25 protein-coding genes and 1 tRNA gene are annotated in these 25,331 nt (G+C 73.7%); 11 read left to right on the top strand and 15 right to left on the bottom strand.

Annotated features, from left to right (window positions below; genetic code table 11):
• Positions 1-35 precede the first annotated feature (35 nt).
• Positions 36-350 carry a DUF1330 domain-containing protein gene (locus ACH4S9_RS01725; protein WP_311730404.1) on the bottom strand — a complete coding sequence of 105 codons (315 nt, stop codon included), beginning with the start codon at positions 348-350 and terminating at the stop codon, positions 36-38.
• A 77-nt stretch (positions 351-427) separates the two neighbouring features.
• Between ACH4S9_RS01725 and ACH4S9_RS01720 the strand changes: the two genes are divergently transcribed.
• A complete protein-coding gene (locus ACH4S9_RS01720) occupies positions 428-1,150 on the top strand; it encodes a TetR/AcrR family transcriptional regulator (protein ID WP_398369149.1) in 723 nt (240 codons plus the stop codon).
• A gap of 48 nt (positions 1,151-1,198) precedes the next feature.
• On the opposite strand, the gene ACH4S9_RS01715 is transcribed toward ACH4S9_RS01720, so the two are convergent.
• Positions 1,199-2,095 (bottom strand): fused MFS/spermidine synthase, encoded by an 897-nt coding sequence (locus ACH4S9_RS01715; RefSeq protein ID WP_311730406.1) that lies wholly within the window; start codon positions 2,093-2,095, stop codon positions 1,199-1,201.
• A gap of 46 nt (positions 2,096-2,141) precedes the next feature.
• Complete coding sequence (locus ACH4S9_RS01710) at positions 2,142-2,636, bottom strand: hypothetical protein (protein WP_311730407.1); 495 nt, start codon at positions 2,634-2,636, stop codon at positions 2,142-2,144.
• Positions 2,637-2,801: 165 nt separating this feature from the next.
• Between ACH4S9_RS01710 and ACH4S9_RS01705 the strand changes: the two genes are divergently transcribed.
• Positions 2,802-4,187, top strand: coding sequence for a hypothetical protein (locus ACH4S9_RS01705; RefSeq protein WP_385350638.1), 1,386 nt, complete (start codon positions 2,802-2,804; stop codon positions 4,185-4,187).
• Between the two features lie 16 nt (positions 4,188-4,203).
• Here ACH4S9_RS01705 and ACH4S9_RS01700 read toward each other — a convergent pair whose 3' ends face one another.
• The gene (locus tag ACH4S9_RS01700) at positions 4,204-4,797 is read right to left on the bottom strand and encodes a histidine phosphatase family protein (protein ID WP_385350641.1); all 594 of its coding nucleotides are present in this window, start codon (positions 4,795-4,797) and stop codon (positions 4,204-4,206) included.
• A gap of 267 nt (positions 4,798-5,064) precedes the next feature.
• Here ACH4S9_RS01700 and ACH4S9_RS01695 point away from each other — a divergent pair, with 267 nt between their 5' ends.
• The 7 genes from ACH4S9_RS01695 to ACH4S9_RS01665 all read left to right on the top strand — a co-directional run bounded on the left by ACH4S9_RS01695 (position 5,065) and on the right by ACH4S9_RS01665 (position 11,669).
• Positions 5,065-6,123 (top strand): phosphatase PAP2 family protein, encoded by a 1,059-nt coding sequence (locus tag ACH4S9_RS01695; protein WP_311730410.1) that lies wholly within the window; start codon positions 5,065-5,067, stop codon positions 6,121-6,123.
• Positions 6,104-7,330 (top strand): hypothetical protein, encoded by a 1,227-nt coding sequence (locus tag ACH4S9_RS01690; RefSeq protein WP_398370481.1) that lies wholly within the window; start codon positions 6,104-6,106, stop codon positions 7,328-7,330. Before ACH4S9_RS01695 ends, ACH4S9_RS01690 begins: the two co-directional genes overlap by 20 nt.
• Positions 7,321-8,946: a hypothetical protein gene (locus ACH4S9_RS01685; protein ID WP_398369145.1), complete on the top strand. Its 1,626-nt coding sequence runs from the start codon at positions 7,321-7,323 to the stop codon at positions 8,944-8,946. The genes ACH4S9_RS01690 and ACH4S9_RS01685 overlap by 10 nt, the downstream gene beginning before the upstream one ends.
• Positions 8,943-10,319, top strand: a complete 1,377-nt coding sequence (locus ACH4S9_RS01680; RefSeq protein ID WP_361193791.1) for an AAA domain-containing protein — start codon at positions 8,943-8,945, stop codon at positions 10,317-10,319. Before ACH4S9_RS01685 ends, ACH4S9_RS01680 begins: the two co-directional genes overlap by 4 nt.
• 96 nt (positions 10,320-10,415) lie before the next feature.
• On the top strand, positions 10,416-10,781 hold the full coding sequence (locus ACH4S9_RS01675) for a hypothetical protein (protein WP_361193788.1): 366 nt from the start codon (positions 10,416-10,418) through the stop codon (positions 10,779-10,781).
• Between the two features lie 191 nt (positions 10,782-10,972).
• Positions 10,973-11,539: a bifunctional DNA primase/polymerase gene (locus ACH4S9_RS01670; RefSeq protein WP_311730415.1), complete on the top strand. Its 567-nt coding sequence runs from the start codon at positions 10,973-10,975 to the stop codon at positions 11,537-11,539.
• Positions 11,540-11,595: 56 nt separating this feature from the next.
• Positions 11,596-11,669, top strand: a tRNA-Lys gene (locus tag ACH4S9_RS01665).
• Positions 11,670-11,867: 198 nt separating this feature from the next.
• Here ACH4S9_RS01665 and ACH4S9_RS01660 read toward each other — a convergent pair.
• Positions 11,868-13,100 carry a serine hydrolase domain-containing protein gene (locus ACH4S9_RS01660; RefSeq protein ID WP_385351878.1) on the bottom strand — a complete coding sequence of 411 codons (1,233 nt, stop codon included), beginning with the start codon at positions 13,098-13,100 and terminating at the stop codon, positions 11,868-11,870.
• A gap of 175 nt (positions 13,101-13,275) precedes the next feature.
• The gene (locus ACH4S9_RS01655; protein WP_398369141.1) at positions 13,276-13,572 is read right to left on the bottom strand and encodes an ATP-binding protein; all 297 of its coding nucleotides are present in this window, start codon (positions 13,570-13,572) and stop codon (positions 13,276-13,278) included.
• Here ACH4S9_RS01655 and ACH4S9_RS01650 point away from each other — a divergent pair.
• Entirely contained in the window at positions 13,567-14,334 is a 768-nt protein-coding gene (locus tag ACH4S9_RS01650; RefSeq protein ID WP_385351884.1) for a DUF5753 domain-containing protein, read from the top strand. The two genes, ACH4S9_RS01655 and ACH4S9_RS01650, sit on opposite strands and share 6 nt — an antisense overlap.
• On the top strand, positions 14,331-14,522 hold the full coding sequence (locus ACH4S9_RS01645; RefSeq protein WP_398369139.1) for a DUF397 domain-containing protein: 192 nt from the start codon (positions 14,331-14,333) through the stop codon (positions 14,520-14,522). The genes ACH4S9_RS01650 and ACH4S9_RS01645 overlap by 4 nt, the downstream gene beginning before the upstream one ends.
• Here the strand turns inward: ACH4S9_RS01645 and ACH4S9_RS01640 are convergent.
• The 9 genes from ACH4S9_RS01640 to ACH4S9_RS01600 all read right to left on the bottom strand — a co-directional run bounded on the left by ACH4S9_RS01640 (position 14,484) and on the right by ACH4S9_RS01600 (position 25,267).
• Entirely contained in the window at positions 14,484-15,509 is a 1,026-nt protein-coding gene (locus tag ACH4S9_RS01640; RefSeq protein ID WP_398369137.1) for a Gfo/Idh/MocA family protein, read from the bottom strand. The genes ACH4S9_RS01645 and ACH4S9_RS01640 overlap by 39 nt on opposite strands.
• On the bottom strand, positions 15,506-16,930 hold the full coding sequence (locus ACH4S9_RS01635; protein WP_361189353.1) for an NDP-hexose 2,3-dehydratase family protein: 1,425 nt from the start codon (positions 16,928-16,930) through the stop codon (positions 15,506-15,508). Before ACH4S9_RS01635 ends, ACH4S9_RS01640 begins: the two co-directional genes overlap by 4 nt.
• Positions 16,931-17,004: 74 nt before the next feature.
• Positions 17,005-18,108 carry a nucleotide disphospho-sugar-binding domain-containing protein gene (locus ACH4S9_RS01630; protein ID WP_398369134.1) on the bottom strand — a complete coding sequence of 368 codons (1,104 nt, stop codon included), beginning with the start codon at positions 18,106-18,108 and terminating at the stop codon, positions 17,005-17,007.
• A 134-nt stretch (positions 18,109-18,242) separates the two neighbouring features.
• Positions 18,243-19,010, bottom strand: coding sequence for an SDR family oxidoreductase (locus ACH4S9_RS01625; protein WP_311730471.1), 768 nt, complete (start codon positions 19,008-19,010; stop codon positions 18,243-18,245).
• A complete protein-coding gene (gene rfbH, locus ACH4S9_RS01620) occupies positions 19,010-20,392 on the bottom strand; it encodes a lipopolysaccharide biosynthesis protein RfbH (RefSeq protein ID WP_398369132.1) in 1,383 nt (460 codons plus the stop codon). Before rfbH ends, ACH4S9_RS01625 begins: the two co-directional genes overlap by 1 nt.
• 149 nt (positions 20,393-20,541) lie before the next feature.
• Positions 20,542-21,318 carry an NAD-dependent epimerase/dehydratase family protein gene (locus ACH4S9_RS01615; RefSeq protein WP_398369130.1) on the bottom strand — a complete coding sequence of 259 codons (777 nt, stop codon included), beginning with the start codon at positions 21,316-21,318 and terminating at the stop codon, positions 20,542-20,544.
• 93 nt (positions 21,319-21,411) lie between these two features.
• The gene (locus ACH4S9_RS01610) at positions 21,412-23,175 is read right to left on the bottom strand and encodes an FAD-dependent oxidoreductase (protein ID WP_398369128.1); all 1,764 of its coding nucleotides are present in this window, start codon (positions 23,173-23,175) and stop codon (positions 21,412-21,414) included.
• Positions 23,172-24,140, bottom strand: a complete 969-nt coding sequence (gene rfbB / locus ACH4S9_RS01605) for a dTDP-glucose 4,6-dehydratase (protein WP_352134436.1) — start codon at positions 24,138-24,140, stop codon at positions 23,172-23,174. The genes ACH4S9_RS01610 and rfbB overlap by 4 nt, the downstream gene beginning before the upstream one ends.
• Positions 24,137-25,267, bottom strand: a complete 1,131-nt coding sequence (locus ACH4S9_RS01600; RefSeq protein ID WP_385347103.1) for a glucose-1-phosphate thymidylyltransferase — start codon at positions 25,265-25,267, stop codon at positions 24,137-24,139. The genes rfbB and ACH4S9_RS01600 overlap by 4 nt, the downstream gene beginning before the upstream one ends.
• Positions 25,268-25,331 lie beyond the last annotated feature (64 nt).

Below are 25,331 nucleotides of genomic sequence, written 5' to 3'. Positions count from 1 at the left end.
TCCAGGCGGCACCGGCCGGCCGTTCCCCGGCCCGCCTAGGCCGGGAGCGAGAAGCCCTCGGGCGGCGCGCCCTCGGCGAACAGCATCGCCACCCGTACCCCGCCCTCGCGTATCTCCCGGGCTCGCCGGTACTCGGGGGAGTCGTACCACTCCCGGATCCGGTCCATGTCCGGAAACTCGAGGACCACGAACCGGGAGGAGTCCCAGACGCCTTCGACGGCCTGGGGCGTGGCGCCCGCGACCAGGTAACGGCCGCCGTGTTCAAGGATGGATCTCTGGGCCACGGGCGCGTAGGCCAGTCCGGCCTCCTCGTCCAGCACATCGACGTTGACGATGACGTAAGCGGGCATGGGATTCCCCATTCCTTTGGACACGGCGTGTACTTATGTCACGGCGGAGACTATTGCACCCCTGTAACCTGTTCAAGGTGAGCAGCGACGAGGGCGAACGCGCCGCGGGGGTGATGAGCCGCCGGGAGCGGCTGCGGCTGGAGACGAGCCGGGAGATCAAGACCATCGCGCTGCGGCAGATGGCAGAAGGGGGACCCGGAGCGATCTCGCTGCGCGGCATCGCCCGCGAGATGGGGATGACCGCTCGTGCGATCTACAGCTACTTCCCCACCCGCGACGACCTGATCACGGCGCTGATCAGCGAAATCGCCGCCTCACTCGCGGACGCGGTGGCGACCGCCAGCAACGCCGTGCCCGACACCGACCCCGGCGGCCGACTGCTGGCGTGGGGCCAGGCCCTGAGGGAATGGGCGCTGGCCCACCCGGAGAGCTTCCGGCTCTTCTACGGCCACCCCGTCCCCGGCTACCAGCCCCCTGAGAACGGGCCGGTGGAACAGGCCGCGCGCCGAGTGTGCCGCGAGCTCACCCGCCTGGTGGCCGCCGCATGGCCCCACGCGCGGCACCACCAGCCCGAGGACACCTCCTGGTCCGACCTCCACCCGGACTACGTCGTGAAGATCCAGGCAGACCTCCCGGACGTGCCACCCGCCGCGGCGGCGCTCGCACTGCGCGTCTGGGGCCGGATGCACGGCCTGGTGGCCCTGGAGATCGACGGCCATATCCACCCCGTCGCGGGCAACCCGGCCGCCCTGCACCGCGCGGAAATGCTCGACCTGGTCAGGTCGCTGGGCCTGGCCTGACACCTCGTCGGTCGACATCCCCACTGTCGCGGGCGCGCTGCCGAGGCGTCAGTCGAAGACCTTCGGCGGCGGCGCCGGGGAGGGCGCGGCGGTCGCGTCGGTGACCGGGGCGGCGCCGCCGGTGAAGTCGGCGAGGGCGCGGCCGTGTTCGGTCCGCGCCGGGTGGGGGTCCCCGGCGGCGCGGCGGGTCAGCTCGGCGACGGGCAGCTCGCGGTCGGCGGCCAGCAGGACGGCGTTGCCGAAGCGGCGGCCGCGCAGCACGGCGGGGTCGGCGGTCAGCGACACCTGGGCGAACGCCGCTCGCGCGGTGGCGACCTGGGCACGCAGATGGGCGAGCGGCGGGCCGTCCGCGATGTTGGCGGCGTACAGCCCGTCGGGGCGCAGCGCCCGGCGCACCTCGGCCAGGAACTCCACGCTGGTGAGATGGGCCGGGGTGCGGGCCCCGCCGAAGACATCGGCGATGATCAGATCGGCCCAGCCGTCGGGCACCTTGGCCAGCCCGGCCCGTGCGTCCGCGCCGCGCACCCGGATCCGGTCGGCGGGGTTCAGCGGCACCTCGCGCCGTACGAACTGGACGAGCGGGGCGTCGATCTCGACCACCTGCTGGGTGGAGCGGGGCCGGGTCGCCGCGATGTAGCGGGCGAGGGTGAAGGCGCCGCCGCCGAGGTGGACGGCGTGCACCGGACGGCCGGGCGGGGCGGTGAGGTCGGCGATGTGGCCGAGCCTGCGCTGGTACTCGAAGTCCAGGTACGACGGGTCGTCGAGGTCCACATGCGACTGCGGCTTGCCGTCCACCAGCAGGGTCCACGCGCGCGGGCGGTCCCGGTCGGGCACCAGCTCGGCGAGCCCGCCGTCCACCGGCGCGGCGACCGGCTCCAGGGCGCGCGCCCGCGCCGGGCCTCGCTCCCGTACCGCCGCCGCTCGCTTCCGTACGCCCTTCGCCATGGGGCCCAGTATGCGGTGAGCGACAGGGGACACCGGCGGCGGGCGGTCACTGGCAGCGGTCGACGGCCTCGATCATGCGGGCGGCCTCGCCGAGCGCGGCCCGCAGCTCGGCGGGGTCGGTGGTGCCGGTGTACGCGTCGGCCGGCGGCACCAGCCAGCCGGTGCCGGTCAGCGGTGGTGACACCGTGCCGGGTCCGTCCGCGACGCCATCGTCTTCCCCCGCGCCGTCCTGGGCGGCGCCGCCCGTACTCAGACGGACCCCGCACCCAGGCGTCTCCGCGCACTCGCTGCCCGGCATGTCCCAGCCGGCCGCGGTGCCGGCGGGCACCACGAAGCCGAGCGTGTCACAGGCGTTGTCGTGCAGCACGGGGCCGACTCCGTCGCGTGCGCGGCGCAGGAGGTCCACCGCCTCCAGCCCCTGGCGGGCCGGCACGGTCACGAGGTCGCAGTCCTGGCACGGGAGATGCTGAGCAGCTGTCCGCGAGCCACTGATGTCCACTCCGGCCTCCCTCTCCGACGGGTTGCAAAGAGCCCAACGCATGACAGTGTCAACGGCTACGGCCGAATGCCGCCATAAAGGATGGCAGTTCATGGCAAATCACGGGCGATATGCCCCGTTTATCAATAAAGTCCGGGTGCCGATGGTGCCCCAACCGGTACGGTTCTCCTCTTCGCCCACACGGAGCCCCGTTAAGGAGGCGCCGTTATGACGCCGCTTCCAGCGTCTTCGCCGTCACCGCCTTCGTCGCCGCGGCCGAACACCGCCTTCCGGCGGCTGCGCGGGCAGCTTTCCCCGTCCGAGTTCGCGGCGGCCGTACGAAGAGCCGCGCGGGAGATCGGCGAACAAGTCTCCTGCGACCCCCGCTACATCGGCCGCGTCGAGTCCGGGGCGATCCGCTGCCCCAACTACGCGTACGAGCGCGTCTTCCTGCATATGTTCCCCGGCCGCACCCTGACGGACATGGGCTTCTCGCCCCGCGAGGCGGTACGCGGGCACCGGACCCGGCCCACCGCCGCGCCGGGCCCCGCCCCGGGCCCGGTGCCGCGCCCTCGCCCCGCGCCGGGATCCGGCCCCGCACCGAGGGCCGGTCCCGGCACCGGCACCGGCCCGCGGACGGCGCCCGTAGACAGCGGCGACCCGCTGCGCCGCGCCTTTGTGATCCAGGAGCCGGTCGGCGCCCCCGGCGGCCGGGTCGGCGAGACGGAGGCGGCGTCCGTCGAGGAGGCCGTCCGCCGCATCCGGGTGCTGGACGACCGGCACGGCGCGGACAGCATCTACCCGCACACCGCCCGCCCGCTGAACGCCGCCTACGCCCTGCTCGACGCGGGCGTACGGCGCCGCTCGATCGCCGACCGGCTGTACGCGGGCGCCGGGGAGCTGGCCATCTCGGTCGGCTGGCTGGCCCACGACTCGGGCCGGCTGGCCGACGCCCGCGCGCACTACGCGGAGGCCCTGGCCACCGCGCGCGTCACCGGCGACCCGGCCCTGGAGGCGCACGCCTTCTGCAACACCGCGTTCCTCGCCCGCGACGCGGGCCGCCCCCGCGAGGCGGTACGGGCCGCCCAGGCGGCGCAGCGGGCCGCGGGCCGGCTCGCCTCGCCGCGGCTGCTGTCGCTGATCGCGCTGCGCGAGGCGGGCGGCTGGGCCTTCACCGACCGGGCCGGCTGCGAGCGCGCCCTGCTGCGCGCCCAGGCGCTCTTCTGCCGCGGCCCGTCCGACGCCGACCCCGAGTGGATGTCCTTCTACGGGGAGGCCGAGCTGGAGGGCCTGGAGGCGCAGTGCTGGTCGGCGCTCGGCGAGTGGGGGCGGGCCGTCGAGCACGCCCGGCGCGCGGTCGCCCTCCAGAATCCGCACTTCACCCGCAATATCGCGCTGTTCACCACGGAGCTGGCCAGCGACCTGCTCGCCGACGGCGCGCCGGACGCGGCGGCCGTCGCGGCGGGCCGCGCCCTCGCGCTGATGGACCAGGTCAGATCCGCCCGCATCCGGCTGATGCTGGACGAGACCGCCCGGGTGCTGCTCCCGCACGCCCGCAACGCGGTGGTGGCGGACTTCCTCGCGCGCTATGAGGCGGCCCCGGGAGCTGTCTGAGCCCCTCTGGCGACCGTCAGCCCAGGTGGCCCGTGTCGTTCCAGCGCTCGATGGCCGGTTCGCCGTACGCCCAGCCCAGGACGGACAGGGAGGTCGGCTCCAGGCGGATCCGGGCCGCGAAGGACACGTCGAGGCCCAGCCAGCGCGCGCCGAGCGTGCGCAGGATGTGACCGTGCGCGAACACCAGCACGTCCCGGTCGGCCGAGCGCGCCCACTCCACCACCGCGTCCGCCCGCGCCGCGATCTCAGCCCGCGTCTCGCCCTCCGGGACGCCGTCGCGCCATATCAGCCAGCCCGGCCGGATCGCCTGGATCTCGGCGGGGGTCATGCCCTCGTACGCGCCGTAGTCCCACTCCAGCAGCGCGTCCCAGTCCCGCGCCCGGTCGCCGAAGCCCGCCAGCTCGCAGGTCTCCTTGGCCCGCGCCAGCGGGCTGGTGCGCACCTCGACGCCCGGCAGGCCCGCCCACGACCCGTGGTGCAGCCGCTCGCCGAGCAGCTTGGCGCCGCGCCGCCCCTCCTCCAGGAGCGGGATGTCGGTGCGGCCGGTGTGCTTCCCGGACAGCGACCACTCCGTCTGTCCGTGCCGGGCCAGGAGGATGCGTGGTGCCATGAGGGAATTGCCTTTCACCGGATCGGGAGCGCCTCACCGGACGGGTAGCGCCGTACAGCCCCATCATCGCTCACGCGTTCTGGATGCAACCCCCGGGGCGATCTCGGCGTCTTCCTGATCGCGCACCTGACGGTGGGGGGGATTCCATCTGCGGCGACCCACGCTTTCCGGACGCATCCCGGGGGCGGTGCGCAAGCCGCCTTGCCTACACCGTACGGTTGACCGCGCGCCATTTCGTGGCCGCCTGATTTTTTGGAGAGCGTCCGGATGCCCCAGACCGCGCCCCGTGCCGGAACATGGCAGGGCAGTCGGCCACGTTGGTGGACCGAACTGCCCCTGATAGCCGTGGTGTACGCGGCGTACTCGGCCGGCCGGCTGCTGGCCCGGGGCGACGTGACCACCGCCGTCGACCACGGCCTGGGGATACTCCACCTCGAGCAGCGGTTGAACATCGACTTCGAGACGCCGCTCAACGACATATTCACCGCCCACAAGCTGATAGGCATACCCGCCGACTTCGCGTACGCCTCGCTGCACTACGTGGTCACCCCCGCGATCCTGATCTGGCTGTGGAAGCGCCACCGCGCCGCCGACTACCGGCTGATGCGCACCTGGCTGCTGGTCTCCACGCTCATCGGGCTGGTCGGCTTCACGCTGATGCCGACCTGTCCGCCCCGGCTGCTGGAGGCGGGCCACGGCTTCGTCGACACCATGGCGCAGTACAGCTCCTACGGCTGGTGGGGCGGCGAGGCGAGCGCGCCGCGCGGGCTCGGCGGGCTCACCAACCAGTACGCGGCCATGCCCAGCCTCCATGTGGGGTGGGCGCTGTGGTGCGGGGTGGTGCTGTGGCGGCACGGGCGTTCGGTGTGGGCCAAGGCCGTGGCCATCGGCTATCCGCTGACCATCGCCATCGTGGTGATGGGCACCGCGAACCACTACTTCCTCGACGCGGTCGCCGGGGCGGCCGTCATGGGCGTCGGGCTGCTGCTGGCCAAGCCCGGACTGCGCCTCGCGGGCCTGATCCGGGCCCGTCTCGGCGCGAACCAACGGCCAGACCAGGCAGGCAACCCCGCCGCGGCCACCGGAACAACCGGCGTCGCTACCGCCGCGAATGGCGCCTCAAACCTCAATGTCGCCTCGAATGTCAGTGACAAGTGCGAGACTTCGGCGCGTGAACGGGAACGGATCCCTCGACAGCAGGGCAGGGACGCGGACGGAAGCGCGAGCGGCGACGGCGGCGGCAGAGGGGCCGGGGCGGGCGTCCGCAGCGGCACCGGCGGCAAGACCGCCACTGCCGGGGACAGCGCTGCGGCAGCGGCTCGCTGAGCTGCGCGGCCCGGCCGCCTCCCCGCACCCCCTGGACGCCCGCGCGCTGGCCGCGCTGGCCGCCAACCCCGGCTGCCGCCGCCGCGCGCTGCTGGACGGCGCGGGGGTGGACAAGCTCGCGCTCGCCCAGGCGCTGGGGTCTCCCGGCTCCTTCGGGCAGTCCCAGTTCGCGCACCAGCGGGGCAACACCTTCGAGGCCCGGGCCAAGACGGACGGCGGCGAGGCGCTGCTGCGCCTCCTCCACGAGCGGCTGCGCGACGGCTCGCCCGAGCCCGAGCCGGGCACCACCGACGTCCCCGACCTGGCCGCGGTCGGCCCGCAGGGGCGCACCGCGCGCACCGCGCTGGCCCTGCGGGAGGCCACGGCCGCGGGGCGCTGGGCGCTGCTCGACCACCCGATGGTGAGCCTGGACATCGCCGGCTCCCCCGCCTTCCTGGAGCCGGACGCGGTCGTGGTGCACCCCGACGGCTCCTGGACCGTCGTCGAGATCAAGTCCTTCCCCATGGTGGACGGCTCGGCGGACCCGGCCAAGGTGGGCGCGGCGGCGCGGCAGGCCGCGGTGTACGCGCTGGCTCTGGAGCGCGTGGCCGCCCGGATCACCGACGTCTCCCCCGAGGCCGCGGAGTCCCCGCAGGCCCCGGCACCGGGCCCGGCGCGCGCACGGGTGCGGCACGAGGTGCTGCTGGTGTGCCCCAAGGACTTCTCCAACCTCCCCACCGCGGAGCTGGTGGACGTGCGCAAGCAGCTGGCCGTCACCCGGCGGCAGCTGACCCGGCTCACCCGGATCGACGAGATCGCCGCCGCGCTCCCCGAGGGCCTCACCTTCGATCTGCGGCTCGCGGACGACGGCCGCACCGTGACCCGGCCGGCCGAGGAGCTGGCCGCCGCCGTGGACGCGGTGGACGCGGCCTACGCCCCGGAGTGCCTGTCCGCGTGCGAGCTGGCCGTCCACTGCCGGGCGCGGTGCCGGGCCGCGGGCGGCGTGGAGTCGCTGGGCCGGGGCGTCCGGGGCGAGCTGGGCGGGCTGGCGACCATCGAGGCAGTGCTCGCGGCCGCCCTCGGCGAGGCCGCCGGCGCCGACAGCACCGACCGCCCCGCCGCGTCCACCGGCGACCCCGCGGTCGACGCGCTGCGCCGCGCGGCCGCCCTGCGCGCCGAGGCGCTGGGCGCCGTGCCGCCGCCCGCCCGGGAGGCGGCGTGTCGCTGATCACGACCCTGGCCCGGATGGAGGCCGTCCGGGACGGGCGGGCGCGGCCCGTCGCGACGGTCCGCCACCGCCATCTGTCCGACCGGCCGCTGGTCTTCGTGCCGCTGACCACCGCGGGCGAGGCCGGTGCCCCGCTGGGCGCGCTGGTGGGGACCGAGCGGGACGCCCCGCGGCTGCTGGCCGTGGCGCAGCCGCGCGACCGCGACCTGCGGTTCGCGTTCCTCGCCGAGCTGGCGGAGGTGGTGCTGCCGCATCTGGACTCGTACGCGGACGACGTCGATCTGGAGGAGCGCAAGGAGACCGACCCGGAGACCGGGCAGAAGGTGCCGGTCCAGGTCGAGCTGTGCGCGGACGCCCCGCAGCTGCTGGTGCCCAGCGGCCCGGCGCGCGAGTTCGTACGGCTGCTCGGCCGGTCGATGCGGTTCCGGCGGACGGCCGAGCAGGACCCGGAGACGCCCTTCCCTGCGCCCGCGCGGGTGCCGCTGCTCGGGCGGTGGCTGACGCACTACGGGGAGCGGTCCCGGGTGCCCGGCTCGTCGCTGCTCCAGTCGATGACGGACCTGCTGACCCGCCACTGGGCGACCGGGCAGTCCAATCTGGAGGACCAGCACCTGGGCGCGCTGCTCGCCTGGATCGACCCGCCGGACGGAGCGCGGGGGGACGCGGCGGCGCTGCGCGCCGAGTCGGAGCGGGACGCGGCCGGACAGCTGCTGTGCCCGCCCGCGGGCCCCGCCACCGACCCGGCCTTCGACAACAAGCTGCTGGCCCCCGCGATGGCCCGCTACGACGCGGCGCGCATGGCGGCCGCCGGCGCCGTGGACGGCGCCCGCGCGGAGCGGCACCAAGCCGAGCTGCACCGCGCCGAGGCCGAGATCCGGGAGCTGATCGCCGCGCAGCTGCGGCCCACCTGGGACGCGGTGTGGCACGGCCTCGACCTGCTGCGCGACCTCCCGGAGGGGGCGCGGGTGGCCGAGCGCTGGAAGCGGGACCGCTGGTCGTACACCGGCCACCGGGACCGGGTGCGCGCCGGGGAGCCGCCGCAGCCCAAGCGGGACGACGCGGTGACCGCCGCGCAGAAGCTGGCCGCCCGCGAGACCGCGCAGGCGCAGCTGGACGCGCAGGAGGCGCTGGACGACCCGCTGGTGATGGCGGGGCGGCGGCTGGCCGGGGAGGCGTTCGCCGGGGAGGTCACCGAGGTGGTCATGGCCTGGTCGGAGGCGAGGGTCCCGCGCCCGCGCCCGCTGGTCACGGTCCGCACCGGGGACCGGCCCTACCTGGGCGTGGGCGTGAAGCTGTACCGGGCGACGGCCGACGGCAGAACGCAGACCGGGGAGTTCGCGGGCCACGCGGAGCCCGACGACCCTGATGCCCCTGATGAGGGCGCCGGAGGCGGGCTGGTGGTGCGGCTGACCGGCGGCATGGGGCGGGGCAAGACCCCCGAGCCCGGGTCGGTGCCGGAGCCGGGCGACCTGGTGTGCTGGACCCTGTTCGAGCACGCGCCGCGCGGCGGCCCGGAGCTGCCCGATCCGGAGGCCACGCCCTGGACCCACGGCGGCCCGCCCGACGCGGCCGCCGCGCAGGCCCCCGACCCGGTGTCCGAGGAGGACTTCCTGTGACCGCCCCGAACCCGGCCGCGGGGGGCGCCGCCCCGGCCTTCGACCCGGGGGCGGCCGCCGCCCGCGCGACGGACGCGATCCTGCGCGACACGCTGCACGGCCCGCACCGGGGCGTGGTCGTGGACTCCCCGCCCGGCGCGGGCAAGTCGACGCTGGTGGTGCGCGCGGCCCGCGAACTCGCGGCGGCCGGGCGGCCGCTGATGGTGGTCGCGCAGACCAACGCCCAGGTGGACGACCTGGTGGACCGGCTGGCCCGGGAGGACCCGGAGCTGCCCGTGGGGCGGCTGCACAGCAGCGAGCCGCACCCGTACGACCCGGTGCTCGACGGGCACCCGGCCGTCCGTATGTCGGCCAAGGTCGCGGACCTCGCCGGGCTCGACATCGTGGTCTCCACGGCCGCGAAGTGGGCGCACGTCAAGAACGTGGAGCCCTGGCGGCACGCGATCGTCGACGAGGCCTACCAGATGCGGTCGGACGCGCTGCTGGCCGTCGCGGGCCTCTTCGAGCGGGCGCTGTTCGTGGGCGACCCCGGGCAGCTGGACCCGTTCAGCGTGGTGGGCGCGGAGCAGTGGGCGGGCCTGTCGTACGACCCGTCGGCAAGCGCGGTGACCACGCTGCTCGCACACAACCCCCACCTGCCGCAGCACCGGCTGCCGGTCTCCTGGCGGCTGCCCGCCTCCGCCGCGCCGCTGGTCTCGGACGCCTTCTACCCGTACACGCCCTTCCGCAGCGGCACCGACCACGGCGACCGGCGGCTGAGCTTCGGCGTCCCCTCCGACGGCTCGGGCCCGGACCGGGTGCTGGACGAGGCCGCCGAGTCGGGGTGGGGGCTGCTGGAGCTGCCCGCCCGGCGGACGCCGCGCACCGACCCGGAGGCGGTGGGCGCCGTGGCCCTGGTGGTGCGGCGGCTGCTGGACCGGGGCGGGGCCGCGGTCAGCGAGCGCTCACCGGACCCGGTGCCGCTGACGGCGGACCGGATCGCGGTGGGCACCGCGCACCGGGACCAGGCGGCGGCGGTCCGGGCGGCGCTGGCGGACCTGGGGGTGACCGGGGTCACCGTCGACACGGCCAACCGCCTCCAGGGGCGTGAGTTCGATGTGACCGTGGTGTTGCACCCGCTGTCGGGGCGGCCGGATGCCACGGAGTTCCATCTGGAGACCGGCCGGCTGTGCGTGCTGGCCTCGCGCCACCGGCACGCGTGCGTCGTGGTGTGCCGGGCGGGCGTGGCCGAGTTGCTGGACGAGCACCCGTCGACGGAGCCGGTGCAGCTGGGGGTGACGGTGAAGTTTCCGGATGGATGGGAGGCCAACCACGCGGTCCTGGCGCATCTGGCGGAACACCGTGTGAGCTGGCGGCCATCGGGTATGTCCTGAGGCGCTCTTGCCCAACGCGAGACAATGGGGGGAGAGAACGAGACAGCACGGCCGATAAGGCCCCTACGGGTCCGAGGACTCACGAGGAGAGATCACATGCCCGAGCCGCACCCGGCTCAAGGCCCGCACGGCACCGCGCCCCGGCGGCTGAAACCCGCACCCCTGCTGTTCGAACCGATCGCGGCCGCCGCGGACGAGGCGCACTTCTTCGATCTGGAGTCGATAGAGGACCCGCGCGAGCTGCTGTCCCGCTCCACTGAGCTGGTGCTCGCCTTCCGCGCGGCGGCCGACCGCGCGATGGAGTTCCAGGCGATGGCGGCGGCCCAGCTCGCCGATCCCCGGCGGTTCGACCGGCTCACCCCGGCCGTGATCGCCGAGCGCGCGGAGTGGACCGAGGACTACGCCAAGAAGATGGTCGAATTCGGCCGCGAGCTGATGCGGGGCGGCGACGCGACGGACTGATCGCGACGGTGTTCGCGACGGACCGACCGCGACGATCCTTCGCCGTACGCAGGGCCGCCATCGCGTGGCCGCCAAGGGGCCGTAACAGGGCCGCTGGCATATGCGGGCGGAAGATACCGCACCCCTCATCGTCACGTACCGGTTTTACCTCATTCCCCTAAGTAATCACCTCCACCGGTAAGTGTAGAAACATGACCACATGGCCTCGGGACTCACATCACGCCGCCGCCTATGTCACCCCCGCCGGAGCGGACTGGCTCGCCTCCGCCAGCGCCTGCCCCCGCAGCGTGCACGCGCTGTGGGCACAGCGCCCCACCATGCCCGTCACGCTGCCGTGCGGCACCGTCTTCGACGTCGTCAGCATGGACGCCCTCTTCGGCCGCCGGGTGGTGAGCCGGTTATGGACCGACGGGCCGGGCACCGGCCCGGTCGCGACCGGGCGCGGCCGCGTCATGCTGTTCGCCGCCCCGGGCGCCGCCCGGCGCCTCTCCGCGCTGCTCGGCTGGGAGGAGTGGGCGGCGACCGCCCCGCCGCTGCTCTGCTACGGCTGGGGTGACGCGGTGACCGTCCCGCCGCCCTACCCCGAGGAGACGCCCGCCGCCGCCACCGGCCGGTGGCTGGTCGCCCCCGACGTCCGGCGGCCCTGGCTGCCCGGCCCCGAGGCGCTGCTGTGGGCGTGCGTACGGGCGGCCCGCGCGGCCTCCCAGCTACTCGGCCGCACCACTGTGACCAGCACACCCGCCGTTTTTCCGGGGTGAGGGATATCGATTTTCTCTCCGCCGGATCCGGGTGCTAAGGTCTCCTACGTCAGCAGGCGCCGCTAGCTCAGTTGGTTAGAGCAGCTGACTCTTAATCAGCGGGTCCGGGGTTCGAGTCCCTGGCGGCGCACCTTGGCTCTTAGAGCCACTGACCTGGGGTTTCTCGGTTCTCCGAGAAACCCCAGTCGCGTTTTCGGGGGCCGTGCCAGTGAGTTTGCGGTGAGTATCGGACAGCGACACACCATGGTGTCGGCGTGTCGCTGTCCAATACTCACCGCAAACTCAGGGTTCGGATTCCGTGCCTGCGGCCGCGGAATCCCCCGGTAGCTCAGCCACCTGATCCCCCGCCGACCGGGGCCCCGGTGATGGCCTGCATCTCCTGCCCGATCATCTCCTGCAACGGCACACCGTCGCGGTTGCTGAGGATGACACCGACCCAGCCGGTGTACGGGTAGATGTCCCAGTTGGCGCCGACACCGGGGTTGCCACCGGCGCGCTGGTAGTTCCACTGGCCGTTGACGATGGAGACCGGAATCCCGTACGCCCCGAACGACGCCGGTCCATGGGGGACCTTGGCGGCAGTGAGCACGTCGGCCCAGGGCCGGTCCAGCACCGTTCCGTCGCCCAACGCGCGCGCGAACCGGACCAGATCCGGCGCGGTGGCGAAGCCACCGTCCCCGGGGGCATCGATGAAAGCGCGGCCCGGATTTTTGCCGAGTACGTTCGGGTCCGGACTGCTCTTGTCCAGGTTGCGGACGGCGTCCACCACGCTGCCGTCGGCCAGTTTCATGTACGGGTGCGCGATGTGCTCGTCGGTGAGCCACTGCGGCCTGGTGCAGAACGCCGAGCCGGTCATGTTGCAGCGCTCGAAGATGTTCTCCTGCACGTAGTCCCAGTACGTCTTGCCGGTCACGGCCTCCACGATCAGCGCGGAAATGGTGACCTCCGCCTCCTCATGGTCGGTGTCAGGAGCGCCCGGGGCGCCCACCAGTTTCGCCTGCCGGGCCCGCTGCTCGTAGTACTCGTGCACCTCATCCCGGCTTTGAAAGACACGCTGCACGTCGTCATCCGGGCCGTCGAGCCCGGAGGTGCCGGACAACACGTGGTGGATGGTCACCTGCTCGGCGACCTCCCTGGCGAAGCCCTTCAGGTGGGTGCCCACCGTGTCCGACAGCTTCACCTTGCCCTGCTGCGCCAACTGCAGAATGGCCACCGCGCCGAAGGGCTTGCCCGCCGAACTGAGGCTGAACGCGACGCCCTCGTGGTTGGCGATCCCCTTCTCCTTGTCGGCCATGCCGTAGCTGCGGGACAGCACCGTCTGGCCCCGGTGCGACAACAGCACCACGCCGGAGAACTTGCCCTCGGCGGCCAACTTCGCCACATACCGGTCGTAGGCTCCGCCAGGCCGGGTGTCCGGCGGGATCGGGTCGGTTGGGGCCTGGTCGGCGTGGCTGGGCTGGGCGTCCACCAGCGACGCGCCTGCCACCACGCCGGCGGCCGCCACCCCGCCCCACCCGAGCAACTGCCGCCGGTTGACACCGCGTACGGAATCCGAGTCCATGATCACAGTCCTTTTCCGATGGACGAACTGACCGTTGACGCACTGTGGTCCATGACTCCACTGAAGACGGGAGACTGTTGCGGTGGCGTATGCGATATTCGATACGTCCGCGATACACGTTCCGGGAAGATCGCTGGTCGCCGTACCGAGGTCAGCCCGGCGCGAGCAACCTCGCTCAGCCTGATCGCTCCACGAGCGCCCCGGTGCCGTGCGTCGTCGGCTCATCCCGCTGGCATGGTGCGGTTACCTCGGCCCACACCGTCTTCCCCGGTCCTTGGCGATCCCGCACACCCCAGCGGTCGGCGAACGCATCGACCAGGAGCAGGCCCCTGCCGTGCTCGTCGTCCCGCTCGGGCACGAGCCGCGCGGGCTGCCTGTCGTGCGTGTCCGACACCTCGATCTGCACGACGCCGGTCTCGTCGTCGCACCGGAGCAGCAGCGCGAAGTCCCGCCCCGGGACGAGGCCGTGCACCACGGCGTTGGCGGCCAGCTCTGCGACGACCAGGGCCGCAGCCTCGAAGCCGCTACTGGGGCTTACATCGCCAAGATCGAGCAGGGGAGGCGGTTCCCTCCGAGGGACCTCATCGAACGGTCGGAGGGGGTGCTGGGCGCGACGGCCGCCCGCGTCCTGAGGGCTGCGGCCCGCAGTCTGACGCGCAAGGCGGGGCTGGCGTCGTGGTTCCAGCAGTGGGCGGGGATCGAGGAGGAGGCGGTGTCGCTGTATGCGTACGAATCGAGCGTCGTACCAGGACTGTTGCAGCCCGAGCCGTACATCCGAGAGATCTTCGAACGCCGCCTTCCTCCACTCACAGAGGAGCAGTTCGAGAACCAGGTGGCTGCTCGCCTGACGAGGCAGCAACTCCTTACGGAGCGCCCGAACACAACGTTCTCCTTCATCATCGAACAGGCCCTATTGGAGCGCCAGTTCGGCGGCCTTGACGTCACCAAGGCTCTGTACGACCACCTGCTGGAACAGGGGTGTCACCGCAACGTGGAGATCCAGGTCATGCCTCTGCGGCAGGAGGACCATTCCGGTTTCGAGGGGCCGATGTACCTTGCCGAAACCGCGGACAACCGTTGGGTCGGCTACGTAGAAGCACATGACGCCAGCATGCTGATCACCGACCCGAAATCCGTCAGTGCCATGCTTCAGCGCTATGGCAAGATGCGCTCACAGGCTCTGGGTCGTCAGGCCACCACGAGCCTGATCGAGCAGATGCGAGGAGCGCTATGAGCACCACTGAACTGGACTGGTTCAAGAGCAGCTACAGCGGCGGTGGAGGCGGCAACTGTGTCGAGGTCGCCGTACGTCCTGAAAGGGTGCACGTCCGCGACTCCAAGGACACGCACATAGGCTCGCTGGTTGTGTCTCGCGAAGCCTGGTCAGCGTTCACCGTCCTCGCGGCGGACGCCCAGGTCTGAGGCCGCCAACCTCGCCGCCTCCCGGATCTCGTGGAGCAGTTCCGCCTGGCGCAGCACGGCGGCCCGCCCGTCCGGCGCCTCCCCGCCGCCCTGGGCGTCCCGGACGGCCCGTACGAAGGCGGCGACGGTGTTCGCCACCTGGTCGTCGCAGGCCAGCGGCAGCTCCTTCTCGCCGTCCGCGCGCCGCAGCCGGACCTGGGGCTCGAAGTCGGCGGGCGGGGTGAAGGCGCGCTCCACGGTCAACCGGCCCTCCGTGCCCCACAGTTCGTAGGTGGCCACATAGGGGTGGTCGAGGCCGAAGGTCAGCTGGGCGGTGACGCCGTCGGGGGTGTGCAGCACGGCGGCCCCGGAGGTGTCGACCCGCCGCCCCTCGCCCTCGGTGAGCACCGCGCCCGCGACCCGCAGCTCGGGACCCAGGAAGTGCAGCGCCGCGCGCACCGGATACACGCCGACGTCCCACAGGGCGCCGCCGCCGAGGTCGGCGTCGTAGCGGATGTCGGCGTCCTGGAGCCGGGGGATGGCGAACGCGGCGTGCATCGCGCGCAGTTCGCCGATCGCGCCCTCGGCGAGCGCCTTGCGCACGGCCTCGTGCTGGCCGTGGTGGACGAACATGACGTTCTCCATCAGCACCAGGCCGAGCCCGCCGGCCAGGGTCAGCAGCTCGGCGGTGCGGGCCCGGTCGGTGGTGAGCGGCTTCTCCGCCAGCACGTGCTTGCCCGCGCGCAGCGCGGCCGCCACCCAGCGCTCGTGCAGGGCGGCGGGCAGCGGTACGTACACCGCGTCCACCTCGTCCAGCGCCAGCAGCTCCGCGTAGCCGGTCACCGGGCGGCAGCCGTATGTCCGCGCCGTCTCCGCGGCCTTGGCCGCGTCCCGGCTGGCGACCGCCACGACCTCGATGCCGGGCGCGGCCGTCATGGCGGGCAGCATCCGGCGGCGGGCGATGCCGGCGCAGCCCAGCACCCCCACCCGCAGCACGGCGTCGCTCATCGGCCTCCCTCTCCCATCGCTCCCAGACAGGCCAGCAGCGTACGCGCCTGGACGTTGACGTAGTGGCCGTGCCGGACCAGGCCGCGCAGCTGGGCCGGGGTGACCCAGCGGTATCCGGGGGGCGGGTCCAGCGGGGTGTCCTCGGCCTCCACGACCAGGGTGTGGCTCTCCGCGTTCAGGAACCGCCCGCCCTCCTCCGAGTGCACCGCGTCGTACCGCACCCGGGCGCCGCGGGGGTCGAGGACCAGGTCGAGGAAGGGCGGCCGGTCCGCGGCGGGCAGATGGTCCCAGTTCCCCGGGGTGCACTGGACGGTGGGGCCGAGCTCGACCGTGTCGAGGAAGCCGCCCTCGACGCGCGCGTGGGCGAGCACGTGCAGCACGCCGCCGATCCGCCGCGCCACGAACGCCGTGACCCCGGCGCCCACCGGCTCGAACAGCGGCTGGGTCCACTTGCTCACCTCGCGGCTGGCCGCCCGCACCGACACCGCAACGACCTTGAAGTACCGGCCCTCTTCATGGTCGACGGACATCTCCCCGCGCACCCAGCCGGGCACCGACGCGAGCGGGACCCGCTCGGCCCGCAGCTCGCGCCGGGAGCGCTCGCCGGTGAACCAGGACCGAAGCTCGGCGTCGCTGTGCAGCGCCCGGTCCCCGGCGCTCGGGCCGTGCTCGGTCCCGGTCTCGCGCCCGTACTCCGGCATGCAGGACAGCACGGTGCGCGCGTCCATGTTGACGACCAGGTCCCGGTGCAGCAGCTGGTTGATCTGGCCCAGGGTCAGCCAGCAGAAGTCGTCGTCCGGCGGGACGTCGTCCAGCGCCTCGACGATCATGTTGCGGTTGCTCTTGCGGTAGAACCACGAGCCGTGCTCGGACTGGAGGGCGTCGGCGATGACCCGGCCGCGCCCGGGCTGGACGAAGTAGTCCAGATACTTCACGTCCAGGCCCTTGTGCACCTTGGTGTAGTTGCTGCGGGTGGCCTGCACGGTGGGCGACAGCTGGAGCAGATTGGGGTTGCCCGGCTCCATCTTGGCCTGCATGAGGAAGTGCAGGACCCCGTCGAACTCCTTGGCCAGGATGCCCAGAATGCCCACCTCGGGCTGGACGATGATCGGCTGGTGCCAGTCGCGGTACGGGCCCTCGTCGGTGCCCGCGGACAGCCCCTCCACGGTGAAGAAGCGCCCGCTGCGGTGCACCAGATCGCCGGTCCCGGGGTGGAACGACCAGCCGTCCAGCTCGGCGAACGGAATGCGGTCCACGCCGAAGTCGTGCGCCCGGCCGCGGGCGGCGAGCCAGTCGGCGAAGTCCTCGGTACGCAGCTGAACCCCCTGGCCCGCGGCGGCCGACCGGGCCAGCCGGGCGGACAGCCCGGGGTCCTCCCGGGGCCGCAGGACGGGGCGGGTCGGCAGGCTGGTGGTCGGCACGGGGCGGCTCCTCGAGGTGCGTCAGGTGTGGGACGTGAACAGGGGTTGCCGATGCGGGCTCGGGTCGCGACTGCCTATGGTGCACGGGGCGCTTGTGCCGGGCTTGTCAGCCAGGTCACCGCCTCTTCCGGCCCCGGCATCGACCTGACCTCGGCGCGCAGTTCGCGCGCGGCGGAGGCGTACGAGGGCTGCTCCAGCAAGCCCGACAGCGCGGCGGAGACGCGGACGGCGGGCGCGTCCGGAGGCAGCAGGAGCCCGGCGCCCACCAGCGCCAGCCGCGCCCCGTTGAGCTGCTGCTCGGGGCGCGGCGCGACGACCAGCTGCGGCACCCCCGACGCGGCGGCGGCCACGACGGCCGCGCCGCCGCCCTGGTGGAGCACGGCCCGGCAGCCCGCCGGCAGCCGCTGCGGCGGCCCGGGGGCGCGCCGCGCCCCCGCCTGCCGCAGGGCGTCGCGCACGGCCTCGGGCGGGCCGTCGGCGTCGTCCCAGGCGGCACAGACCCGGGGCGCGGCGGCGGCCCCGCCCCGCTGGGGCGCGCCCGCGTGTTCGTACGGGATGAAGCGCACCGCCATCCGCCGCACCGCCGAGGGCAGCGCCAGGCTGGGCGGGCAGGGGTCCAGCCACAGGTCGGGCTCCCGCGCCGGCTCCACGCCGTAACGCCGCATCAGGCGGGCGTAGCCGGGCAGCGGCGGGCCGTGCAGATCCTGCCGGTCGAGCCGGAGCAGGGCCGCGCTCCCCCACATCTGGCCGACCGCGGGCACCCCCAGCGCGGCCGCGGCCACCGTCCCCGCGTAGGTGCTCGCGTCGTGCACCACCAGGCCGGGCTGCCAGCAGCGGGCGAAGGCCACCAGGCCCTGTGCCATCGCCTCGGCGATCCGGACCTGTTTGTCGCCGAGCGCGCGGAGCATGCCACGCTGCTCCGGGCCGAGCGCCTCGGGCCGTGACGGCCAGTCGGCGGGCCAGTGTCCGCGGGGGCGGGGCGCCGCCGCGGCGGCCCCGGACGCCTTGGGCAGGGTGCCGACCGGGACGGACATCAGACCGGCGTGGGCGACGGCCGCGGCGCAGCCGGACGGCACCGCGACCCGCACCTGGTGTCCGGCCGCCACGAACGCCCGCGCGAGCGGCACCATCGGGGCGAGGTGCCCGCCCGAGGACCAGGTGGTGAACAGAACACGCACGGGACTCCTCCGGAAGTTCGAACGAGCCGGCCCGCGAAATCGAGCGGCTGTCGATGTGCGGCTCCGCCGCGAGGCGGCCGGGAAGGGGCGGGGTGGGGTAGGGAAAGGGGGCTACCGGACACGAGCGGGCCCGCTCACCGCCCGCCGGACACCGTCAGGACCTCGCCGGTGATGTTGCCGTTGGCCGCCGAGCACAGGAACAGCAGGGCGCGGGCGGTGTCCTCGGGGGTGCTCAGCCGCCCGGTGGGCGTGGCGGCGAGCTCCCGCTCGCGGACCGCGCCCGGCAGCCCGGACAGCACCCGGTCGGTCGTGGTCAGGCCCGGGCACACCACGTTGACCAGCACCCCGTCGCCGCCCAGATCCCACATCAGGCTCCGGGCCAGGCCGTGCAGCCCGGCCTTCGCCGCGCCGTAGAACTCCTGGCCGCGCGCGCCGTCCAGCGCGTTGTGCGAGGAGACAAGGGCGATCCGGCCCCAGCCGCGCTCGCGCATCCCGGCCACGGCGCACTGGACCGTGCGGATCGCGGGGGCCAGGTTGTCCGAGACGACCGGCAGCCACTCGTCTTCCCGTACGTCCTCGAACCGTTCACGCGGCCCCCGGCGGCGCCCCCACTGCCAGGCGCCCGCCACCAGCACGTCCAGGGCGCCCCAGCGCCGCTCCACGGCCGCCACCACCCACCGCGGCGAGGCGGGGTCGTCCAGCGCGTACGGCACGGCGAACGCCCGCTTCTCACCGGCCTCCCCGGCGAGCTCCGCGGCGAACGCCTCGGCCGCCTCGCGCTGGTGGCGGTAGGCCACCGCCACCCGCGCGCCCTGCTCGGCGAAGGCCCGGGCGGTGGCCCGCCCGATGCCGCCGGTGGCGCCGGTGACCAGGACCGTGCGTCCCTCCAGGCCGAGGTCCATCACGCCTCGGCTCCCCGGCCGGTCGCGGCCCGTGCCCGCGCCCGGCCGGTCCCCCGCGCGCCGCGGGCCCCGCGGGCCGCCACGAACTCGCGGATGGACGAGACGACGTAGTCCAGCATCTCCTCGGTCAGCCCGGGATAGACCCCGACCCAGAAGGTCCGCTCGGTGATCACATCGCTGTTGGTGAGGTCCCCGGACACCCGGTGGGTCAGCCCCCGGTACGCCGGGTGGCGGGTGAGGTTGCCCGCGAACAGCAGACGGGTGCCGATCCGCCGCCCCTCCAGGAAGTCCACCAGCTCGGCGCGGCCGAACGGGGCCCCGGGCTCGACGGTGATGACGAACCCGAACCAGCTGGGGTCGCTGCGCGGGGTGGCCTCGGGCAGCAGCAGATGCTCCACCCCGTCCAGGCCCTCGCGCAGCCGCCGCCAGTTGCGGCGGCGCGCCGCGCCGAAGGCGTCGAGCTTGGCCAGCTGGGTCAGCCCGAGCGCCGCCTGGAGATCGGTGGTCTTCAGGTTGTAACCGACGTGGGAGAAGATGTACTTGTGGTCGTAGCCCGCGGGCAGCGTCCCCATCTGGTAGTCGAAGCGCTTGAGGCACTTGTTGGACTCGCCCGGCTCGCACCAGCAGTCCCGCCCCCAGTCCCGCAGCGACTCCACGATCCGCGCCAGCGCCAGGTTCGAGGTCAGCACACAGCCGCCCTCGCCCATCGTGATGTGGTGCGCGGGGTAGAAGCTGACGGTGGTCAGATCGCCGAAGGTGCCGGTGAGCCGGCCGTCGTAGCGGGAGCCCACCGCGTCGCAGTTGTCCTCGATCAGGAACAGCTCGTGCCGCTCGGCGAGTTCCGCCAGCTCGGTCGCGGGAAACGGATTGCCCAGCGCGTGGGCGACGACGATGGCCCGGGTGCGCGGGCCGATGGCGGCGGCGACCCGCTCGGCGGTGGTGTTGTACGTACCGAGGTCGACATCGACGAAGACCGGCACCAGCCCGTTCTGGAGGATCGGATTGACGGTGGTGGGGAACCCCGCCGCGACGGTGATCACCTCGTCCCCCGGGCGCAGCCGCCGGTCCTCCAGCTGCGGTGACGTCAGTGCCGCGACGGCCAGCAGATTCGCCGAGGAGCCGGAGTTCGTCAGGTGCGCCTTGCGCAGCCCCAGCTTGCGGGCGAACTCCGACTCGAACTTCCGGGAGCTGCGCCCGGCGGCGATCCGCATCTCCAGGGCGGCCTCCACCAGGGACACCCGGTCGTCCTCGTCCAGCACCGCGCCCGACGGCCAGATCTCGGTCACTCCGGGGACGAACGCCCGGCGGGGCTCGCGCTCCTGCTCCCGCTCCTGGTGGTACTTGCGGACCTCATCGAGAACCAGCGCCCTGTGGTCGCTCATCGCCACGCCCTTCCTGTCCGTAACCGCTCACCACTGGCCACCGCCTGTGCCGTCGTCGTCCGTTCCGTACAGACCGGACCCTGCCGTCATCGGCTCGAAGCCCCCTCGACACCCGGTCGGGCGGCGGCCCCGCGACCGCACCCCCGCTATCAGCGGCAGCCGGGCGCCTCGGGCACGGCCGGGCCGGTGGCGCAGGTCTTGGCGAAGGCGTCGAGGACCCGTCGGTAGTAGCCGGGGCCGAAGCCCATCCGGGCCGTCTGCGGGACCAGGGCCCGCAGCTTCTCGGTGGAGATGACGTGCTGAGCGCCTGCCTCCCGGTACTCCCGGTGCGCCACCAGACCCAGCCGTCCCTCCAGATGGTCGACGATGCGCTCCACCGGAACCGCCTCCCCCGAGGCCACGTTGACCGTCTCGCCCCGCAGATCCTGTGTCAGCAGCAGGTCGATGACGCGCACCACGTCCACCACGTCGATCAGATCCCGCGCCGCCCCCCGGTGGATCCGCACCCGGCCCTCCCGCATCTGCCGCACCAGCGCGGGCAGCAGCTGGTGCGGCGGCTGCCCGGGGCCGACCAGATGGCCGAGGCGCAGCACCAGCCACTCGGCCCCGGAGTCGTGCAACTGCCGCTCCAGCCCCAGCTTGTGCGCCCCGTACGGGGTGCAGGGCACGACCGGGGCGTCCTCCCGGCCGGGGCCGTCCACCCCGCCGTACATCCCGGTGGAGGCGGTGGAGAAGAACAGCAGCCGCCGTCCGGTGGCCCGGCACCCCCGCGCCACCTCCGCCAGCAGGGCCGCCTCCCGCGCGAAGTCCGCGTCCGAGGTGCCGCTCGCCCAGGACACACCGGCCGCGAGGACCACGGTGTCCGGGTGCTGATGGGCGATCGGCTCAAGACTCCGGGCGAGGAACCCGTTTCCCACAATCTCCATGCCACGTCCTGAGGTGAGAGTCGGTGTCGTAGGGGGCGGTGCCGGGGGCCGGTCGGTGGGAGACCGCGCGCAGGACGCGCATCGGGGCTCGCATCAGGACTCGCCTCCCAGCACCTCGGGCCGCGGTGCGCCCGTGCGTCCGACCACGTACAGCACCGGCCGCAGCCCCAGCGCGGCGAGCGCGTCGCGCGGGCGGTCGGCGGCGGTGCCACGGGCCGCCGAGTAGCCGTCCGGCCGGATCAGCAGCCAGCCGCCGGGCTCGGCGCCCAGGTCGGCCCGCAGCCGGCCGTCCGGGTCGGCCAGCGGCCCCGGCGCGCCTTCCCCGGGCGACCCGGGCACGGGCGACCCCGGCACGGGCGTCCCGGGCACGGCCGTACGGACGCTCAGATAGCCGCCGTACGCCTCGGCGAGCGCGCACAGCGACGGGTACTGGTCGGGGGTGGCGAAGGCGAGCAGCGTCCAGCCGGGCCGGGCCAGTTCGGCGGTCAGCTCCCGCCACCCGGGGCTGCGCGCCGCCCGCCGCGGCCCCACCTTGGCCACCCGGGTGCCGGCCGTCTCCCCCAGGACCGCGGACCCGGCCCGGTACGTCAGGTCGAGCGCGGTCATCCCGCCCATGATCCGGCGCTGGATACGGGCCCTGAGCGGCGGCAGCGCGCGGACGACGCCGAACGCCGCGCGCAGCAGCGAGGCGGTGGTACGGCTGCGCAGCTGCACCAGCGCGGTGGCGAACCGCGTGGAGTGCAGCAGCCGCTCGCCGACCGGCACCCGCTCCGCGCCGTAGGAGTCGAGCAGCCGGGTGTTCGCCTCGCCGCGGATGACGGCGGCGAGCTTCCAGGCGAGGTTGGCGGCATCCTGGACGCCGGTGTTCATGCCCTGTCCGGAGGCGGGGCTGTGCACATGGGCCGCGTCGCCCGCGACGAACACCCGCCCCGCGCGCATGCGCGGCACCATGCGCTGCTGGATGGAGAACACCGACACCCAGCTGGGTGTCCCGACCCGCGCCGGGCGGCCGGTGCCCGCGCGGATCTTGGCGGTGAACCGCCGCGCCACCGCAGCGTCCTGCGCCTCGCCGCCGTCGTAGTCGACGTCCGTGGTGTCCAGCAGCCGCCACTTGCCGGGCTCCGGGAAGGGCACCATCATCACGGTCCCGGCGGGGGTGCGCATCCAGTGGATGCTGTCGCGCGGCAGGTCGCAGTCCACGACCGCGTCGGCGATCAGCCAGGTCTCGCTGGAGTCGCCGAGCAGCGGCAGCCCGAGTTTCTTGCGCACCGTGCTGTGCCCGCCGTCGCAGCCCACCAGCCACCCGGCGCGGATCTCCGCCACGCCGCCGTCCGCGCGGCTCAGCCGGGCGCGCACCGCGGTGCCCAGGTCCTCGAACCCGGTCAGCCGCATGCCCCACTCCACGTCGACCCCGTGCCGGGACGCGGCCGTGCGCAGCACCTCCTCGGTGATCACCTGGTCGACCATGAGGGTGAAGGGGAAACGGGTGGGCAGCCGGCTGTAGTCGGTGTCGAGGCGGATGAGGCGGCGGCCGTTCTGGTGCAGGGTGAAGTGTTCCACCCGCTGTCCGCGGGGCAGCAGGTCGGCGGCCACGCCCATCTGGTCGTAGGTCTCCAGGGTGCGCGCGTGGGTGGCCAGGGCGCGGCTGGTGGTGGCCGGGCCCGGGGCGCCGTCCACCAGGCGCACCCGCACCCCGTGGCGGGCCAGTTCATGCGCCATGGTGAGCCCCACTGGCCCGGCGCCGACCACCAGCACCTGCGTGTCCGTGTGGTCCTTGTGGCCCCCGTGGCCTCCGTGTTCCTTGTGGGCCCGCGGCCCCGGGTCGTCCCCCGGCTGGTGCCGCTGCGTGAGACTCATCCGCGCGTCTCCCCCTTCCACCAGCCCGGGTTGTCGCGGTACCAGGCGACGGTGGCGGCCAGGCCGGTGTCGAAGGGCACGCGCGGCGCGTAGCCCAGCTCCTCCCGGATCTTCGTCTCGTCGAGGGAGTAGCGCAGGTCGTGGCCCTTGCGGTCGGCGACGTGGCGCACCATGCGCTCGTCGGCGCCGCACAGCTCCAGCAGCCGTCGGGTCAGGGCGGCGTTGGTGTACTCGTTGCCCCCGCCCACGTTGTAGATCTCGCCCGCCCGGCCTCGGTTGAGCACCAGGTGGATCGCGCGGCAGTGGTCCTCTACGTGCAGCCACTCGCGCATGTTCGAGCCGTCGCCGTAGAGCGGGACCTCCTTGCCGTCCAGGAGGTTGGTGACGAACAGCGGTATGAGCTTCTCGGGGTGCTGGTAGGGGCCGTAGTTGTTGGAACACCTGGTGATGGACACATCGAGGCCGTGGGTGCGCCAGCAGGCGCGGGCGATCAGGTCGGAGGCCGCCTTGGACGCCGCGTACGGGGTGTTGGGCGCGAGCGGCCACTCCTCGGTCCACGAGCCGTGCTCGATCGAGCCGTAGACCTCGTCGGTGGACACGTGCACCACGCGGGGGACGCGGGCGCGCAGACAGGCGTCGAGCAGGATCTGGGTGCCGCAGGCGTTGGTGGTCACGAAGTCGGCGGCGGCCTCCAGGGAGCGGTCGACATGCGACTCGGCGGCGAAGTGCACCACCGCGTCGTGCCCCGGCAGGAGGTCGCTCAGCAGCGCGGGGTCGCAGATGTCGCCGCGTACGAAGGTCAGGCGCGGATCGGCGGCCGGGAGGCTGTCCCGGTGTCCGGCGTAGGTCAGCTTGTCCAGGACGGTGACCCGGGCGCCCGCGCAGCCGGGGTAGCCGTCGGCGAGCAGGGTGCGGACGTAGGTCGAGCCGATGAAGCCGGCGCCGCCGGTGACCAGGATCCTCACGCGGCCACCTCGATACGGGTGTGATCGCCGACGACGAGGCGGTGGCGGCTGGAGGCCATCCGCGGGCCGGTGGTGACGCCCGTGGCGGCTCCGGGGGCGGCTTCGGGGGCGGCTTCCGGGGGCGGGACGGTGGCGATGGCGGCGGAGCGGCCGATGACCGAGCCGTACAGCCCGCGCACCCGGGAGAGGGAGGCGCCGTCCAGCACGATCGAGTCGTCCAGCCGGGTGTCGCGCAGCACGCAGTGGCTGCCGACCGAGGTGTGCGGCCCCACGTGGCTGTCCTCCACCAGCGTGCCCGCGCCGATGATCGCCGGTCCCTCGATCCGGGAGCGCACCACCCGGGCGCCCGGCTCGACCACGACCGGCCCGGTGATCTCGCTGACCTCGTCGACGTCCGCCGCCACCGAGCGGGTGAGGGTGCGCAGCACCTCGCGGTTGCAGTCCAGGACGTCCTCGACGCGCCCGGTGTCCTTCCAGTAGCCCGAGTACTCGCTGGCCCGTACCGTCTCGCCCCGGGCGACCAGCCACTGGATGGCGTCGGTGATCTCCAGTTCGCCGCGCGCGCTCGGCTCGATCGCGGAGACGGCCTCGTGGATGGCGGGGGTGAAGAAGTAGACGCCGATCAGGGCCAGATCCGTGCGCGGCCGCGCGGGCTTCTCGACCAGCCGCAGCACCGAGCCGTCCGCCGCCACCTCCGCCACCCCGAACGCCTGCGGATCGGGGACCTTGTGCACCACCACCTGCGCGGCGGGCCGCTTGGCGCGGAACTCGGCCGCGACGGCCGCCACCCCTTCCGGGAGCATGTTGTCGCCGAGGTACATCACGAAGTCGTCGTCGCCCAGGAAGTCGCGGGCGATGGCGACGCAGTGGGCCAGCCCCAGCGGCTCGGTCTGCTGGATGTAGGTGATCCGCACGCCGAGGGCCGAACCGTCGCCCAGCGCCGCCGAGATCGCCCGGAGCTGGTTGCCGACGACGATGCCGATGTCCGTGACGCCGATGTCGCGGATCGCCGTCAGGACGTGTTCGAGGACCGGCTTGTTGGCGATGGGGATGAGCTGCTTGGGCATCGAGTAGCTGAACGGGCGCAGGCGGGTGCCCGACCCACCGGACAGCACGAGAGCCTTCATGTAAGTCCTCCTTAGCGGACAGCGCGAGCATGTGAGCGCCTGGTCGAGGACCCCTCGAAGACCG

Source organism: Streptomyces sp. NPDC021225, assembly GCF_044332865.1.
Taxonomy (GTDB): domain Bacteria; phylum Actinomycetota; class Actinomycetes; order Streptomycetales; family Streptomycetaceae; genus Streptomyces.
Note: the sequence above shows the minus strand (reverse complement) of the source record. Positions and strands in the feature narration are given on the sequence as shown.